The organism is Brevibacterium sp. LAARM2_SD2 (genome assembly GCF_057364785.1).
In genome coordinates, this window is record NZ_JBNFOM010000007.1 from 130,699 (window position 1) to 145,218 (window position 14,520).

Genomic DNA, 14,520 nt, shown 5'->3' on the forward strand with positions numbered 1-14,520 from the left:
CCATTCTTGAGCGGCCCACTCATTAGCACAATCGCAAAGATCTGAAGTGTCCTTGTAGCATTGCTTCATGGTCATCGATCCGCGGCACCTCGAGCTCCTCCGCCTCCTCGATGAGCGCGGCAGCGTCACCGAGGTCGCGCGCGTCACGCACCGCACCCCCTCGGCGGTCTCCCAGCAGCTGCGGCAGGCGACCCGGGAACTCGGGCGCGCCCTCGTCGAACCTGCCGGACGCGGACTCGCCCTCACCCCGGCGGGGCGGCTGCTCGCCGCGGGCGGCCGGGACCTCGCCCGCACGCTCGCGCGCGTGCAGGCGGACTGGGAGGGCCACCTCGGCGAGCCCATCGGGAAGATCACCCTCGCCGGGCTCCCGAGCGCACTCACCTACCTCCTGCCCGACGCCCTGCGCGAACTGCACCGGACGCATCCGGGACTGCGGCTGCGAACCTCCGACGTCGACCTCGCCGAACACGAGTTCGCGGCCCTGACCAGCGATGTCGACATCGTCATCGCCCACAGCCTCGTCTCCGACCGACCGGCAGGCACGGACGGACTCACCGTCGTGCCGCTGGCGCGGGAACCGATCGACGTCGCGATGGCCACGGCCCACCCGCTCGCCGCGAGAGCCGAGCTCACCCCCGACGATGTCGTCGACTGTCCGTGGGTCGGGGTGCCGCACGGATACCCGTTCAACTCGGTGCTGCTCTCCCTCGCCCACGTCACCGGTCGCGACCTCGACGTCGTCCAGCGCATCCGCGACAACCGGCTCATCGAGGCGATCGTCGCCTCGAGCGATCAGCTCGCCCTCCTCCCCCGATTCACGACACCGCGGGACGCCGGGCTCACCCTCGTCCCGCTGTCGGGAGTGACGACGATGCGCTGGGTCGTCGCCGTCATGCGCCCGGACACGGCCGAACGCGTCGCGGTCAGGCGCGTGCTCGAGGCGCTGACGCGAAGCGACGAGGGACGAGCTTCTCCAACGGCAGGAACGCCGCCCAGCAGATGACGGTCGGGAGGAAGTGGATCCCGAGCGCGAAGTACGTCATGAGGTGGAAGAGGCAGAAGAAGGCGACGATGAAGTAGATCGCCTTGCCCTTGACGAACAGCGCGATCGGCGAGAGGAACTCGAAGACGAGCGTTGCCCACTGGGCGGCGATGAGGAGGCCGGGCATCTCGAGGAACGGCTTCGACCATTCCGCCCCGCGGCGCATCAGCGCCCAGATGATCACCGCGCCGTTGGCCCAGTCCGTGATGTCGCCGGAGGCGATCCACTTCATCAGCACCGAGTAGAAGTACGTGAGGACGACGGAGATCTGGACGACGCGCAGCGCCCAGCCCGCCTTCGCCGAGGTGGTCCCCACCTCCCGGAAGCGGGCGACGCCGACCGTGGGGAGGACGACGGCGGCGATGACGAGCGCCATGTGGTCGTGGGCGACGTACCCGTAGCCCTGCGTGTAGAACATCCACGCCCCGAAGGTGATCGCGACGATGATCCCGCTCGTGCGCTGGAGGATCCCGATCGCGGCGAGCACGCAGAAGGTGATGATGAGGGCGAGCAGGATCTGCGCGCCGAGGACGCTCACCGGTGGGATGCCGAGCACCCGAGCCAGCCACAGCGGCTGGTAGAGCTCGGGCGTCCACCCGTGCGGGATGACGTCACCGGAGATCGTGAGGACGTCGATGATGATGAAGACGTAGATGATGAAGCGGAACACCGCGACCCGCGCCAGCGGCACCTGCGGCATGAACCAGCGGAGGAAGGGATTGCGGTGGTCGGGCAGGGTCGGCGACAGAGTCCCGGCGGTCGGCGGAGTCGTGGTCGAGGAGGCCATGGTCACTGCACCTCCCACGTCGCGAGGGTCCGGGTCACAGGGTCGCCGACGCTGCGGCCGTTGTCGAGCTGCGTCGTGTCACGGCAGAGGATCATCTCCTCGGGCTCGGGCTGACCGGGATGGAGCCGGATGTAGGAGTCGGCGAGCGTCTGGAGCAGCTCGGGGTTGTCGATGACCCGCTGCAGCTGGGATTCGACGTCACCGCGCTCGATGCCGACGGTGGCCGTGTTGAACGCGAGCCGCGTCGGTTCGTCCTCGCCGGGGAACCGCGCCGCGATGCACGTCGAGTTGACCTCGCCGTTGAGGTCCTTCGCCGTCGCGTACTGGGTGAGGGAGCCGAGCGGGAAGAAGTCGTTCGTGTTGAGGAACTGCCCCGCCGTGAGGATGACGAGGGCGACCGCGGTCACCGCGATCCGCCAGCCCGTCCCGATCCGCGACAGCGGTGCCCTCGCCGAGGCGGTCGCGGGCCCAGGTGCGTCAGCGGGCTCTGATGCGTCAGCGGGCTCGGGTGCGCTGCCCGGTTCATTCGCGTTGCCTGGCGGGGTGTTCGTGAGGAGTCGGCGCTTCTTCTCGTCCATGTGCTGCGGGGCTCATCCTCTCGTGCCGCGGTCGGTCGCCCGGTCCGGCACTCTGGGTGCGCGGACGGTCTGCTCAGACGATGCCGGGGCGGACACCTCGGCGATCTCGGAGACAATCGTAGCGTTTCGCACCAGCACCGACGCTCAGCAAGCGGTGCACCTGTGGCCGGAGTCCCGCATTCTCAGCACCCCTCCGGGCGCTGCGGGCCACCGCTCACGAACCGCGCGCGTAGAGGTTGAGCTGCTCCCACGCCGCGGCGTACTTCTGGAACGCGGCGGTCGCGGACTCGATGTCGTCGTTGCTCAGCGCCGTCACCCACGAGTCGACGAGCTCCGGACCCTCGTTCGGCCACAGCACCTCGCTCATCCCGCCGAGGTCGAGTTCGAGGATCGAGTTCATGTCGAAGCTGTCGATCCACTGCGCGAGCACCCCGGTCTGCTCGACCATGTCGACGACCTTCGACTTCTCCGCGATGGTCTCCGCGGCCCACTCCATGCGCGCCGAGGCGGCGAGGATGTCGGTGCGGATGAGCACCCGCATTCCGGCCTCGGTGTCCTCGGTGATGACCTGGTCCTCCCCGAGGGAGAAGAAGAGCCACCATGCCGGGGGCACATCCCAGGCCGAGACCCGGGTGAAGATGCGGGTGTCCTTCGTGTCCTGGAGCCACTCGGCGCGGTGCCCGGCCGCCCGCCGCCGGGCGGACTTCGGCGCGATGATGTCGAGCGTCGCCTTCGACGTGTGCTCGGTCAGCGACTCGAGCGCCTCCCAGCCGCGGATGTCCTCCTGAGTGGGGCTGAAGCGGTCCACGCCGTCCGGGGTCTGAGACGCCGGGAGGAAGATCGGGGTGTTGCGGAACGACTCGGCCACCGGGTTCGGGGGAAGCGAGATCAGGCGCTGATCCGCGTCCGCCGCTACCTGCGCTTCGATGCGCGCACGGTTGTCCTCGACCTGCCTGTCTTGCAATTCGGAATGAACCACCGTGGGTTCGAAGATCCGCAGGGAGACGAGATATTCGCGACTGTAGGACATGGGTTCAGCCTATCCAAGGTCGCTTCCCGAAATGGAACTTCCCACCGCGAACAGGTAGGATTTAAGCGCATAGCAGAGATCTAGTCTGGGGCGAGCTGCCCCACATGACGACGGAGGGGGTCACGCCAGTGGGTCGCGGCCGCGCAAAGGCAAAGCAGATCAAGGTAGCTCGGAAGCTCAAGTACTACAGCCCCGACACTGATCTCAATCGTCTCCAACAGGAACTTGGCACGGACTCCCATGAGTCCTCCTCAACCGACGCCTATGACGACGAACCCGATTACTCGGAGTACGCGGACAAGTACAACGTCGACGACGAAGACGGCGAGACGAGTACACGGAGCGCCGCTCCTGAGCTGACCCACGACGCATGAGGAGGGGCGGAGACGTGAAGTCTCCGCCCCTCCTCATCTGTCTGGACTCTGCTGTCTCAGCGGAGGATCGCGGCTCCGCCGTCGACGCCCTTGGCGCCCTGGACGTAGTCGAGCTCCCCGGACAGCGAACCGTCGTCGGAGCGCACCTCACCGAGGATCCACGATCCCGGGCTCGCCGCGAGCACCTCGTCGACGCGATCAGCAGCGGTGACGAGCACCATGCCGACGCCGAGGTTCCACGTCCGCTCGCGGTCCGCGCGCGGCACCCCGCCGAGGTCGCCGAGGACGGTGAAGACCGCAGGGATCTCCCACGAGTCCCGCGACATCGTCGCGACGAGACCGGGCGGCAGCACCCGGGCGATGTTCGCCGACAGGCCTCCGCCGGTGACGTGGGAGACGGCGTGGACGGCACCCGGCAGCGCCGTGAAGAGGGCGTTGAGTTCGCCCGTGTAGACGTGCGTGGGAACGAGGAGCTCCTCGCCGAGGCTGCGCGAGAACTCCGGGACCTCCCGGTCCAGGTCCCAGCCCGCCTCGGCGATGATGTGCCTGACGAGGGAGTACCCGTTGGAGTGGATGCCGGAGGACGGCAGTGCGATGAGGACGTCACCGGCCTCGACCTTGTCGGGTCCGAGCAGCTTGTCGGCGTCGACGACGCCCGTGGCGGCACCAGCGACATCGTATTCGTCGACGCCGAGGAGGCCCGGGTGCTCGGCGGTCTCACCGCCGACGAGGGCGACATCGGCCTGCGCGCACGCCTCGGCGATGCCGCGGACGATGTCGGCGATGCGCTCGGCCACGACCTTGCCGCATGCGATGTAGTCGGTCATGAAGAGCGGCTTCGCCCCGCACACGATGATGTCGTCGACGACCATGCCGACGAGGTCGAAGCCGATCGTGTCGTGCTTGTCGAGCGCCTGGGCGATCGCGACCTTCGTGCCCACGCCGTCGGTCGACGAGGCGAGCAGCGGACGCTCGTAGTCCTTGAGCACGGAGACGTCGAAGAGTCCCGCGAAGCCGCCGACCCCGCCGATGACGTTGGCGTTGTGGGTCGCGGCGACCGCTGACTTCATGAGCTCGACGGCCCTGTCGCCGGCCTCGACATCGACGCCGGCGGCGGCATAGGTCGTCGTCTTCGCGGTGTCGGTCTCGTCTGGGCTCAACTCAGCATCCTTTGTCGGCGGGGGTGGTGTTGACGGGAATCGGGTACTCGCCGGAGAAGCACGCGGTGCACAGCTGGCTGCGCTCCTGCTTCGTCGCCTCGATCATCCCGTCGAGCGAGATGTAGCCGAGCGAGTCCGCGCCGAGCGAGGTGCAGATCTCCTCGGTGCTCAGGCCGTTGGCGATGAGTTCGGCCCGGGTGGCGAAGTCGATGCCGTAGTAGCACGGCCATTTCACGGGCGGGGAGGAGATGCGGATGTGGATCTCCTTGGCACCGGCCTCCCGGAGCATCCGCACGAGCGCGCGCTGCGTGTTGCCGCGCACGATCGAGTCGTCGACGACGACGAGGCGCTTGCCCTCGATGTTCTCGCGGATCGGGTTGAGTTTGAGGCGGATGCCGAGCTCCCGCAGCGTCTGCGAGGGCTGGATGAACGTCCGACCGACGTACGCGTTCTTCATCAGGCCCTGGCCGAACGGGATGCCCGATTCCTCGGCGTAGCCGACGGCCGCGGGCGTGCCCGATTCCGGGGTGGCGATGACGAGGTCGGCGTCGACGGGGAACTCCTGGGCGAGCTTGCGCCCCATCTCCGTCCGGGCGCCGTGGACGATCTGCCCGTCGAGGACGCTGTCGGGCCGGGCGAGGTAGACGTATTCGAAGACGCAGCGGGCCGGCTTCGCCTCGGCGAAGCGGAACGAGCGCAGCCCGTCCTCGTCGATGGCGATGAGCTCGCCGGGCTCGACGTCGCGCACATGCGAGGCGCCGACGATGTCGAGGGCCGCGGTCTCCGAGGCGACGACCCAGCCGTTGGACAGTCGGCCCAGCGACAGGGGGCGGACACCCTGCGGGTCGCGGGCGGCGTAGAGCGTATTCTCATCCATGAAGACGAGCGAGAACGCCCCGTCGACTTCGCAGAGCAGCTTGAGCGCGGCGTCGGTGAGGTCCTCGCCCTGCTCGGTCGCGAAGAGCTCTGTGACGAGTGAGGTGTCGTTCGAGGAGTCGCGGAAGGCGCGGGTGCGGCTGCGCTTCTTCGTCGCTTCGGCGACGACCTTGTTCGCGTGGTCGCGGCGGGAGTCGGCGAGCTGCTCGAGTTCGTCGAAGTTCGTCAGGTTGCCGTTGTGGGCGAGCGCGACGGTGCCGAACGGGGTGGGGCCGAGCGTCGGCTGCGCGTTCTCGAACGACGGCGATCCCGTCGTCGAGTAGCGGGTGTGGCCGACGGCGATGTGGCCCTGGAGGAGTTCGAGGTCGCGTTCGTGGAACACCTGCGAGACGAGCCCCATGTCCCGGTAGACGAGGATCTGGCTGCCGTTGCTCGCGGCGATGCCCGCGGACTCCTGCCCGCGGTGCTGGAGGGCGTAGAGCCCGAAGTAGGTGAGTTTGGCGATCTCCTCGCCCGGAGCCCAGACTCCGAATACCCCACAGGCATCCTGCGGTCCGCGGTCCAGGGGGTCGATTTCGTGGGTCAGCTGCCCGTCTCCTCTTGCCACGGAAAGAATTGTCTCACACGCGCGCGGAGGGGCTGACCGCCGCCTCAGGCCCCGGTCGTCGGGCGAGTGGAGCCGCCCTGGTCACCGGTGGTGCGCCGGTCGTCGGCAGGAGGTTCGGTGGAGGTCGCGGATGACGGTTCGGCGGGGGTCTCAGCGGCCGTTTCGGCGGGGATCTCCTCACCCCGCATCTCAGCGATCCGCCGCTGGGCGATGACCTTGGGGTCGTCGACGAGGTCGATCTGCGCCTCGACCCGGTACTCGCGGGCCCGCTTGCGCCCTCTCCAGTCGAGGATGAGGGCGACGAGGCCGCCGACGAAGAGACCGCCGACGCCGAGGACGACGAGGAGCAGACCCGCGCCCTTGGCCACTGTGTACTCGGCGGGGACCTCGCTGGGGTCGATGACCAGGGTGAGCAGTCCCGCGAGGAGGACGCCGGCGATCGCACCGACGGCCATGAATGCCGCGAACTTGGGGCTGCGACGCACCGAGACGTCGATCTGGTCCTTCATGATCTCCTTGGGGCAAGGTCAGTGGCGCCGGGGGAACCGGCGGTTTCGATCGACTCCAGTCTAGACGAGGCCCCGCCGGCCCGCTCCCAGACAATCCCACAGCGACCGCCTCTTCCCATAGACTGGCAGGAGGACACGGATGGGCTCTCACACACAGGGGTGGACATGTCACACACGATCATCGTCGGAATCGACGGTTCCGCCAACAGCCGCTGCGCCCTCGACTGGGCGATCGACCATGCCAAGCTCACCGGCGCGCAGCTGCGCCTCGTCGCCGCCTACACCGTGCCCGGCATGAACATGAGCCGCGCTGACATCGTCTACCCGGCCGACTTCGACAACTCCGTCAAGGACTCGACCAGGCAGCTCTGCGAGTCCGCTGCCGAGGTGGCCCGGCAGGCGGGTGTGCCCGTGACGACGATCGTCGCCGTCGGTGACGCCTCGGGAGTCCTCATCGACAGCTCGTCGACGGCCGATCTCGCCGTCGTCGGCGCCCGCGGACACGGCGGGTTCTCCGGTCGGCTGCTCGGCTCGGTCGCGCTCGCGATGCCCGCCCACGCCCACAGCCCCACCGTCGTCATCCCGAGCACGTGGCCCGACCGTCCCGCCGCCGATGAGCACCAGCCGATCGACCAGCCCGTGCGCACCTCGCAGGACGGTCCCCGGGTCGATGCCTCGCAGGACTCCAAGGAGCGCCCCGACTTCACCGGTCAGATCGTCGCCGGCGTCGACCCGTTCGACACCGACAGCCCGGTGCTGCGGGAGGCCGCGGTGCAGGCGCAGCTCTACGGCAAGCCGCTCCACATCGTCGGCGTCACCGCCGCGCACATCCTCTCCCCCGAATGGCTGCCGAGCGAAGAGCACCTGACGAAGCTCTACGACGAGGCGGCCGCGGCCGACGAACTCGCCGTGGCGACCCTGCGCGACGAGTTCCCCGACCTCGACATCCGCTGGTCGGTCTTCGACGCCCCGGCCACCGAGGTGCTCGTGTCCGCGTCGCAGACCGCCGACCAGATGATCATCGGCTCCCGGGGGCGCGGCGGCTTCGTCGCGACCCTCCTCGGGTCGACCTCGCAGGGCGTGCTCGCCCATTCGCTCTGCCCGACCCGGGTCGTCCGGGTGGGACGGCGGGCGAAGGCGGACAAGCACGCGAAGGCCGCCCAGGGCTGAGGCCCGGGTTCGGGCCTGCGCCCTCGCCTGTGCTCAGCCGAGGGCGATGCTGTGCTCAGCCGAGGGCGATGAGTCCGATGCCGCCGACGACGATGACGGCGCCGGTGAGCTTCGCGGCGATGTTCCGCTCCCCGAAGAGCCACCAGGCGAGCAGCGTGCCGATGATGATCGAGGTCTCCCGCACGGGCGCGACGAGCGCGACGGGCGCGGACTGCATCGCGTAGAGGACGAGGAGATAGGCCAGGGGTGAGAGCACCGCGACGGTGACGAGCGCCCACCGGTGCTCACCGACGACGGCGCGGAGGTCGGCGCGCCGGCCGCGCCGGGCAGCGTGACGAGACCGGCGCCCATGAGACAAGCGACGACGGCCTCGGAGACGGCGAAGTAGAGCAGCGGCGAGGTCGTCACATGGTTGACGGCGAAGTCGTCCCACAGCGTGTACCCGGCGATGAACGTCCCGATGAGGCCGCCCCACGCGAGGCCGCGCGCCACCCCGCCGGACGCGTGATCCCGACCCGGCAGATGAGCAGGGCCGGACGAGTGGTTCCGGCCCCGCGGGCGCACGGTGACGACGGCGATGCCGGCGAGCACGATGAGCGCCCCGATGATCTCGACGGCGCTCAGCCGCTCCCCGAGGACGGTGACGGCGACGATGATCGTCAGCACCGGCCCGATGCCGCGGGCGCTCGGGTAGACGACGCCGAGCGGCGCATGATCGTAGCCTGCCTGCAGGGATACCGAGTACCCGATGTGGAGGAGTGCGCTGAGCAGGGCCGCGGCGAGCAGACTCCCGTCGATCGTCTGCTGCCCGGAGGCGACGAGCCAGATCGCGACCGGGGCGAGGAGAAGCGCACTGAGACCGTGGTAGGCGAGGACGAACGCGTAGCCGCGGCCGGCCACCGTCTTCGCCGCGAGGTTCCACAGCGCGTGCGCGACTGCGGCGCCGAGGACGAGCGCGAGGACTCCCGGCGTCATCTGCGCCCGCGTCGCTGAGTGGAGCGCACGGCCTGGATGCGCACGGCCTGGATGGGCAGAGCTTGAGGGAACAGAGCCATTCAGAGCTTGATGACGACGGTCTTCGTCTGCGTGTACTCGTCGAGGGCCTCCATCGACTTCTCGCGACCGTATCCGGACTTCTTGAACCCGCCGAAGGGCAGTTCGACTCCCCCACCGGCCCCGTACGTGTTGACGAAGACCTGCCCGGCCTCCACCTCGGCGGCGAGCCGATGCGCCCGGGACAGGCTCTGCGTCCACAGCGCGGAGACGAGCCCGTAGTCGGTCCCGTTGGCCAGCGCCACGGCCTCATCGTCGTCGGCGAAGGTCATCGCGACGACGACGGGGCCGAACACCTCCTGCTGGGCGATCGTCGACCCCGGGGCGACGTTGTCGACGATCGTCGGGGCGATGAACGCGCCGCCCTCGAGGTCGGCGGCGAGCCCGGTCGGGCGGGAGCCGCCGGTGACGATGCGAGCGGCCCCGATGTCGGAGAGGAAGCCCTCGACGCGCTCCTGCTGCCGGGTCGAGATGAGCGGGCCGAGCATCGGGTCGTCGAGGCCGTGGCCGATCGTCACCTCGGCCATCGCCGCCGCCGTCTTCTCGATGACCTCGGCGTGGATGTCCTGGTGGACGAGGAGGCGGGATCCGGCCGAGCACGTCTGTCCGGCGTTCTGGATGATCGAGCGCACGAGGGAGGGGATCGCCTGGTCGACGTCGGCGTCGGCGAAGACGAGGTTCGCGGACTTGCCGCCGAGCTCGAGGACGGTGGGCACGACCCGGTCCGCGGCGGCATGGGCGATCTGCGAGCCGACCTGCGTCGACCCGACGAACCCGAGGTGGGCGATGCCGGGATGCTGCGCAAGCGCAGCACCCGCCTCGGCGCCGAGGCCGGTGACGACGTTGAAGGCCCCGGCGGGGAAGCCGACGGAGTGGATGAGCTCGGCCAGCCGCACGGTCGACCGCGGTGTCTCATCGGCGGGTTTCGCCACCGCGCAGTTGCCGGTGGCGAGGCTCGTCGCCGCGGCCCGGCCGATGAGCTGGAGCGGGTAGTTCCACGCGACGATGTGCCCGGTCACCCCGTAGGGCTCACGGCGGGTGTACGCGTGCATGTCGTCGCTGAGCGGGATCGCCTGCCCGTGGTAGGCCTCGATCGTGTGCCCGTAGAACTCGAAGTAGCGGGCGCAGACGTCGACGTCCGCGTAGGCCTGGGAGAGCGGTTTGCCCGTGTCCTCGGATTCGATCCGGGCGAGCTCGTCGCGGTGGGCGCCGATCGCCGCAGCGGTGGCGACGAGGAGGCGGGAACGCTGCTCGGGACTCGAGCGCCGCCACTCCCGCTGGGCCTTCGCCGCAGCCGTCACCGCCCGATCGATCTCCTCGGCCCCACCCCGGGAGACATCGCCGAGGTGGTCGCCGGTTGCCGGATCGATGTTCGCGTACGTCGTCAGCGAGGGCACATGCCGGCCGCCGATGAACGAGGTCGTCTGGGTGATCTGCGCACTCATCGGGGTCCCTCCAGGTCCGCGGTCGTGAACAGCGGCACGTGGTCGCTGAGGTCCGCGCGCGTGCCCGAGGCATCGACCGTGCCGGCGGCGAGCGCCTCGGCGAAGCCGACCCGTCCGGTGACGAGGCCGAGCCACACCTCGGCGGAGGTCTCGACGACATTGGGCGGGGTGCCGCGGGTGTGCCGGGGGCCGGGAATGCACTGGGTGACCCCGAAGGGGGGCACGCGAACTTCGACGCTATTGCCCTCGGCGCGGGAGGCGAGCTCCTCGAGGGTGAAGCGCACCGCGGTCGCCACCGTCGTCCGGTCCGCCGGCGCGCCGTCGGCATCGCTGTGGGCCACCCACATCTCGAGTGCGCGTCGTCCCTGCTCAGGGTCTATTCGTCGTCGAATCGCCATCGTCAGAACCTCGCTCCTTCAGCTGCATCTTCGCTCACCCGCACGGTGCCGACCACGGCTGTCCGCCCCTCGGAATCCGTGCCGCCGGTGACGGGGTCGGTGATCGCCGCCGCCACCTCGGCGAGATCGGCCGCGGGGATGTCGGACAGCGCCCCGACCCGATCGAGCAGGGTGAGGGCGACGAGGCCCGTGGCCCGGGAGGACCCGTCGAGGCATTTGAGCGCCACGGCGTGGCCGTCGCGGGTGGCCATGACGATGACCCCTTCGGCGCCGCCCTTGGCGAAGACGCCGAGGCGGTCGATGACCGTCGTGTTCGGTCGCCCGTGCCCCTCGATCGCCCACGGGTCGGCGAAGACCGCGTCGGTGATCGTCCGGGAGTCCGCGTCGGCGCCGGGGCCGACGACCGGCCGACGGCGCGGGCGAGGCCGGTCAGGCTGAGCGCGAACACGGGCGCCCCGCACCCGTCGACGCGACCGCGCCGGGGTCTCACCGGCGAAGTCGGCGACCACCTCGGCGACGCGCTGCTGCACGGGATGGGAGGGGTCGAGGTAGGTCGCGGTGTCGGCGTTCTGGGCGCGGGCGGCGAGCAGGAACGCGGCATGCTTGCCCGAGCAGTTGAAGTGGACCGGTGAGCGGGGGTCGCCGGCCGCGGCGAGGCTGCGGCGGTAGGCCCCGTCGGCGGGATGGACGGACGGGCACCGGAGGTCGGCGGCACCGAGGTCCGCGGAGGCGAGCATCGCTTCGACGACGGCGACGTGTCCGGCCTCGGAGCGGTGGGAGGCGGTCGCGAGCGCGGCAGCCGGACCGGCCAGCTGCGCGCCGAGGGAGAGCGCGGCGCGCGCCTGGAGAGGCTTGAGGCTCGAGCGCGTGAACACGGGGGCTCCCGGGGCGCCCAGGCGGAGGAGTTCGGTGCCGTCGGGGCCGACGACGACGGCGGATCCGCTGTGGCGCGACTCGACGAATCCGCTGCGTTCGACGACGGCGAGGCAGGCCGCCTCGGCGGGCGTGAAGGTGGAGAGACTCACGCACTCAAGCGTACGACCTTATAGGCTGGTCGTGTGAAGGTTCTCGTCATCGGGTCGGGCTCCCGCGAACACGCCCTCGTCCTTGCTCTCAGCCGCGACCCCCAGGTCGACGCCGTCATCGCCGCCCCCGGAAATCCGGGGATCGCGGCCATCGCGCACACCGCGGACGTCGACGCCTCCGATGCCGCCGAGGTGACCGCGCTGGCCGAGCGCCTCGACGTCGATCTCGTCGTCGTCGGACCCGAGGCCCCGCTCGTCGCCGGTGTCGCCGATGCCCTGCGGGAGGCCTCGTTCCCAGTGTTCGGTCCGAGCGCGGCCGCCGCGCACCTCGAGGGATCGAAGGCGTTCGCGAAGGAGATCATGGAGGCCGCGGGCGTGCCGACGGCCCGGACCGTCGTCGCCTACACCCTCGACGAGGCGGCCGCGGCCCTCGACGACTTCGGCGCCCCCTACGTCGTCAAGGCCGACGGGCTCGCCGCGGGCAAGGGCGTCGTTGTCACCGACGACCGGGAGGCCGCACTCGCCCATGCCCGCTCGTGCCTCGAGGTCTCCGACCGCGTCGTCATCGAGGACTACCTCGACGGTCCCGAGGTCTCCCTCTTCGTCCTCTGCGACGGCACTCGGACGGTGCCCCTGGCCCCGGCGCAGGACTTCAAGCGCATCGGCGACGGTGACACCGGACCGAACACCGGCGGGATGGGGGCGTACTCGCCGCTGCCGTGGGCGCCCGCGGGCATGGTCGACGACATCGTCACCACCGTCGCCCAGCCCGTCGTCGACGAGATGGCCCGCCGCGGCACCCCGTTCTCCGGCCTCCTCTACTGCGGTCTCGCGCTGACCTCGAAGGGCCTGCGCGTCGTCGAATTCAACGTCCGCTTCGGCGACCCCGAGACGCAGTCCGTCCTCGCCCGCCTGAGGACCCCGCTCGGGCAGACGCTGCTCGCTGCCGCCGAGGGCCGCCTCGACGAGGTCGGGGAGCTCGACTGGGATCCGCGCACCTCCGTGACCGTCGTCATGGCCGCAGAGAACTACCCCGACCGGCCGACGACCGGCGACATCATCCGCGGTCTCGACGCCGCCGATGCGCGCGAGGGCATCGACGTCCTCCACGCCGGCACGGCGCTCGCGACGGGGCCCGGCGCCGGGTACGCGCCGGAGGACACGATCATCACCGAGGACGTCGCCGAGACCGGGGACATCGTCACCGCCGGCGGGCGGGTGCTCTCCGTCGTCGCGCTCGGGACCGACCTCGACGAGGCGCGGGCCCGCGCGTATGCCGCGGTCGAGGAGATCTCGTGGGACGGCGAACAGCACCGCCATGACATCGCCGAGGCGGCTGCCCGGGGGCGGATCGCGCTCGCTCCCGTCTACGGGAGTGCGGCTCCTGCCGCGAGCAACGCCCCTGCCGCGGGCCTCGACGCGGACGCCCCGACGCTGCCCGGGTGGAGGCACGCGTACTCCGGCAAGGTCCGCGACCTCTACATCCCCGAGGACGCTGCGGACATCGCCTCGGCCGACCGTCTCCTCATGGTCGCCTCCGACCGGATCTCGGCCTACGACTGGGTGCTCGATTCCGAGATCCCCGACAAGGGCCGCGTGCTCACGGGCCTGAGCCTGTGGTGGTTCGACCAGCTCGCCGATGTCATCGGCAACCACGTCATCAGCTCCGACGTCCCCGACGCGGTGCGCGGACGCGGACTCATCGTGAGGAACCTCGCGATGATCCCCGTCGAGGCCGTCGCCCGCGGGTACCTCACCGGCTCCGGACTCACCGACTACCGGGCGACCGGCGCCGTGTGCGGGGTCGCCCTGCCCGCCGCCTCGACGAGGCCGACCGGCTCGAACCGGCGATCTTCACCCCGGCGACGAAGGCCGCGCTCGGCGACCACGACGAGAACGTCTCCTTCGACCAGGTCGCCGAGACCATCGGCGAGGAGCAGGCGAGCGCGATCCGCGACCTCACCCTGGAGATCTACCGGCGCGCCGAGATCATCGCCCGGGAGCGGGGCATCGTCCTCGCCGACACGAAGTTCGAGTTCGGAACCCTGTCCGACGGCACGATCGTCCTCGCCGACGAAGTGCTCACCCCCGACTCCTCGCGCTTCTGGGGCGCCGACAGCTACGCCCCGGGCACCGCGCAGGCGAGCTTCGACAAGCAGTTCGTCCGCGACTGGCTGACGACGGAGTCCGGCTGGGACAGGGCGTCGGACACTCCGCCGCCGGCCCTGCCCGCCGAGGTCGTCGAGAAGACCCGCGCACGCTACATCGAGGCCTTCGAGACGCTCACCGGCGAGACCTTCCCCGCCTGAGCCCGACTTCAGGACGCAGAGTGTCGACAGCGCACGGGCAGGTTCAGGTTTCTAGTGCACCATTGGGGTGTCTTCAGGGTACGCCCGCAAGGAGCATGTCTCCCAGTACCTCTGCCGGAGTCGCGTACTCCAGAACCTTCCGCGGCCTGCGATTGAG

The 14,520-nt window shown here is 70.2% G+C and carries 14 protein-coding genes and 2 pseudogenes; 5 read left to right on the forward strand and 11 right to left on the reverse strand.

Features of this window, described 5'->3' with window-relative positions; genetic code table 11:
- The first annotated feature begins 67 nt into the window (after nucleotides 1-67).
- The gene (locus AC2W7K_RS06590) at nucleotides 68-1,003 is read left to right on the forward strand and encodes a LysR family transcriptional regulator (protein ID WP_232623833.1); all 936 of its coding nucleotides are present in this window, start codon (nucleotides 68-70) and stop codon (nucleotides 1,001-1,003) included.
- On the opposite strand, the gene AC2W7K_RS06595 is transcribed toward AC2W7K_RS06590, so the two are convergent.
- The 3 genes from AC2W7K_RS06595 to AC2W7K_RS06605 all read right to left on the reverse strand — a co-directional run bounded on the left by AC2W7K_RS06595 (nucleotide 924) and on the right by AC2W7K_RS06605 (nucleotide 3,437).
- Nucleotides 924-1,829: a hypothetical protein gene (locus AC2W7K_RS06595; RefSeq protein WP_198500527.1), complete on the reverse strand. Its 906-nt coding sequence runs from the start codon at nucleotides 1,827-1,829 to the stop codon at nucleotides 924-926. The genes AC2W7K_RS06590 and AC2W7K_RS06595 overlap by 80 nt on opposite strands.
- Before the next feature lie 2 nt (nucleotides 1,830-1,831).
- Nucleotides 1,832-2,407, reverse strand: a complete 576-nt coding sequence (locus AC2W7K_RS06600; RefSeq protein WP_344251451.1) for a hypothetical protein — start codon at nucleotides 2,405-2,407, stop codon at nucleotides 1,832-1,834.
- Nucleotides 2,408-2,621: 214 nt separating this feature from the next.
- Complete coding sequence (locus tag AC2W7K_RS06605; RefSeq protein WP_198500525.1) at nucleotides 2,622-3,437, reverse strand: DUF8083 family protein; 816 nt, start codon at nucleotides 3,435-3,437, stop codon at nucleotides 2,622-2,624.
- Between the two features lie 104 nt (nucleotides 3,438-3,541).
- Between AC2W7K_RS06605 and AC2W7K_RS06610 the strand changes: the two genes are divergently transcribed.
- The gene (locus AC2W7K_RS06610) at nucleotides 3,542-3,811 is read left to right on the forward strand and encodes a DUF3073 domain-containing protein (RefSeq protein ID WP_486005908.1); all 270 of its coding nucleotides are present in this window, start codon (nucleotides 3,542-3,544) and stop codon (nucleotides 3,809-3,811) included.
- Between the two features lie 56 nt (nucleotides 3,812-3,867).
- On the opposite strand, the gene purM is transcribed toward AC2W7K_RS06610, so the two are convergent.
- Genes purM through AC2W7K_RS06625 form a run of 3 tightly spaced genes read right to left on the reverse strand, consistent with a single transcriptional unit; the run spans nucleotide 3,868 to nucleotide 6,963 of the window.
- Nucleotides 3,868-4,971: a phosphoribosylformylglycinamidine cyclo-ligase gene (gene purM / locus AC2W7K_RS06615; protein ID WP_198500524.1), complete on the reverse strand. Its 1,104-nt coding sequence runs from the start codon at nucleotides 4,969-4,971 to the stop codon at nucleotides 3,868-3,870.
- Nucleotide 4,972: 1 nt separating this feature from the next.
- On the reverse strand, nucleotides 4,973-6,454 hold the full coding sequence (purF, locus tag AC2W7K_RS06620; protein WP_198500523.1) for an amidophosphoribosyltransferase: 1,482 nt from the start codon (nucleotides 6,452-6,454) through the stop codon (nucleotides 4,973-4,975).
- Between the two features lie 44 nt (nucleotides 6,455-6,498).
- The gene (locus tag AC2W7K_RS06625) at nucleotides 6,499-6,963 is read right to left on the reverse strand and encodes a hypothetical protein (RefSeq protein WP_198500522.1); all 465 of its coding nucleotides are present in this window, start codon (nucleotides 6,961-6,963) and stop codon (nucleotides 6,499-6,501) included.
- Nucleotides 6,964-7,128: 165 nt separating this feature from the next.
- On the opposite strand from AC2W7K_RS06625, the gene AC2W7K_RS06630 reads away from it, so the two are divergent.
- Nucleotides 7,129-8,133 carry a universal stress protein gene (locus AC2W7K_RS06630; RefSeq protein WP_198500521.1) on the forward strand — a complete coding sequence of 335 codons (1,005 nt, stop codon included), beginning with the start codon at nucleotides 7,129-7,131 and terminating at the stop codon, nucleotides 8,131-8,133.
- Nucleotides 8,134-8,188: 55 nt separating this feature from the next.
- Here the strand turns inward: AC2W7K_RS06630 and AC2W7K_RS06635 are convergent, their stop codons facing one another.
- The 5 genes and pseudogenes from AC2W7K_RS06635 to AC2W7K_RS06655 all read right to left on the reverse strand — a co-directional run bounded on the left by AC2W7K_RS06635 (nucleotide 8,189) and on the right by AC2W7K_RS06655 (nucleotide 12,054).
- Nucleotides 8,189-8,608 (reverse strand): EamA family transporter, encoded by a 420-nt coding sequence (locus tag AC2W7K_RS06635; RefSeq protein ID WP_486005911.1) that lies wholly within the window; start codon nucleotides 8,606-8,608, stop codon nucleotides 8,189-8,191.
- 149 nt (nucleotides 8,609-8,757) lie between these two features.
- Nucleotides 8,758-9,108, reverse strand: a pseudogene (locus tag AC2W7K_RS06640) (hypothetical protein); the annotation flags it as partial.
- Nucleotides 9,109-9,188: 80 nt separating this feature from the next.
- On the reverse strand, nucleotides 9,189-10,631 hold the full coding sequence (locus tag AC2W7K_RS06645) for an aldehyde dehydrogenase family protein (RefSeq protein WP_198500519.1): 1,443 nt from the start codon (nucleotides 10,629-10,631) through the stop codon (nucleotides 9,189-9,191).
- Nucleotides 10,628-11,029: a sterol carrier family protein gene (locus tag AC2W7K_RS06650; RefSeq protein WP_198500518.1), complete on the reverse strand. Its 402-nt coding sequence runs from the start codon at nucleotides 11,027-11,029 to the stop codon at nucleotides 10,628-10,630. Before AC2W7K_RS06650 ends, AC2W7K_RS06645 begins: the two co-directional genes overlap by 4 nt.
- A gap of 2 nt (nucleotides 11,030-11,031) precedes the next feature.
- On the reverse strand, nucleotides 11,032-12,054 hold the full coding sequence (locus tag AC2W7K_RS06655; protein WP_486005909.1) for an asparaginase: 1,023 nt from the start codon (nucleotides 12,052-12,054) through the stop codon (nucleotides 11,032-11,034).
- A 33-nt stretch (nucleotides 12,055-12,087) separates the two neighbouring features.
- On the opposite strand from AC2W7K_RS06655, the pseudogene purD reads away from it, so the two are divergent.
- Together purD and AC2W7K_RS06665 are read left to right on the forward strand one after the other, a co-directional pair.
- Nucleotides 12,088-13,779 (forward strand): annotated as a pseudogene (gene purD, locus AC2W7K_RS06660) (phosphoribosylamine--glycine ligase); the annotation flags it as partial.
- 71 nt (nucleotides 13,780-13,850) lie between these two features.
- On the forward strand, nucleotides 13,851-14,363 hold the full coding sequence (locus AC2W7K_RS06665; RefSeq protein ID WP_486005910.1) for a phosphoribosylaminoimidazolesuccinocarboxamide synthase: 513 nt from the start codon (nucleotides 13,851-13,853) through the stop codon (nucleotides 14,361-14,363).
- The last annotated feature ends 157 nt before the right edge of the window (nucleotides 14,364-14,520 follow it).

Excerpts from the sequence above, each read along its gene's own strand:
- AC2W7K_RS06590 (WP_232623833.1), top strand. The coding sequence starts at position 68 with ATGGTCATCGATCCGCGGCACCTCGAGCTCCTCCGCCTCCTCGATGAG.
- AC2W7K_RS06595 (WP_198500527.1), bottom strand. The coding sequence starts at position 1,829 with ATGGCCTCCTCGACCACGACTCCGCCGACCGCCGGGACTCTGTCGCCG.
- AC2W7K_RS06600 (WP_344251451.1), bottom strand. The coding sequence starts at position 2,407 with ATGGACGAGAAGAAGCGCCGACTCCTCACGAACACCCCGCCAGGCAAC.
- AC2W7K_RS06605 (WP_198500525.1), bottom strand. The coding sequence starts at position 3,437 with ATGTCCTACAGTCGCGAATATCTCGTCTCCCTGCGGATCTTCGAACCC.
- AC2W7K_RS06610 (WP_486005908.1), top strand. The coding sequence starts at position 3,542 with ATGACGACGGAGGGGGTCACGCCAGTGGGTCGCGGCCGCGCAAAGGCA.
- AC2W7K_RS06625 (WP_198500522.1), bottom strand. The coding sequence starts at position 6,963 with ATGAAGGACCAGATCGACGTCTCGGTGCGTCGCAGCCCCAAGTTCGCG.
- AC2W7K_RS06630 (WP_198500521.1), top strand. The coding sequence starts at position 7,129 with ATGTCACACACGATCATCGTCGGAATCGACGGTTCCGCCAACAGCCGC.
- AC2W7K_RS06645 (WP_198500519.1), bottom strand. The coding sequence starts at position 10,631 with ATGAGTGCGCAGATCACCCAGACGACCTCGTTCATCGGCGGCCGGCAT.
- AC2W7K_RS06650 (WP_198500518.1), bottom strand. The coding sequence starts at position 11,029 with ATGGCGATTCGACGACGAATAGACCCTGAGCAGGGACGACGCGCACTC.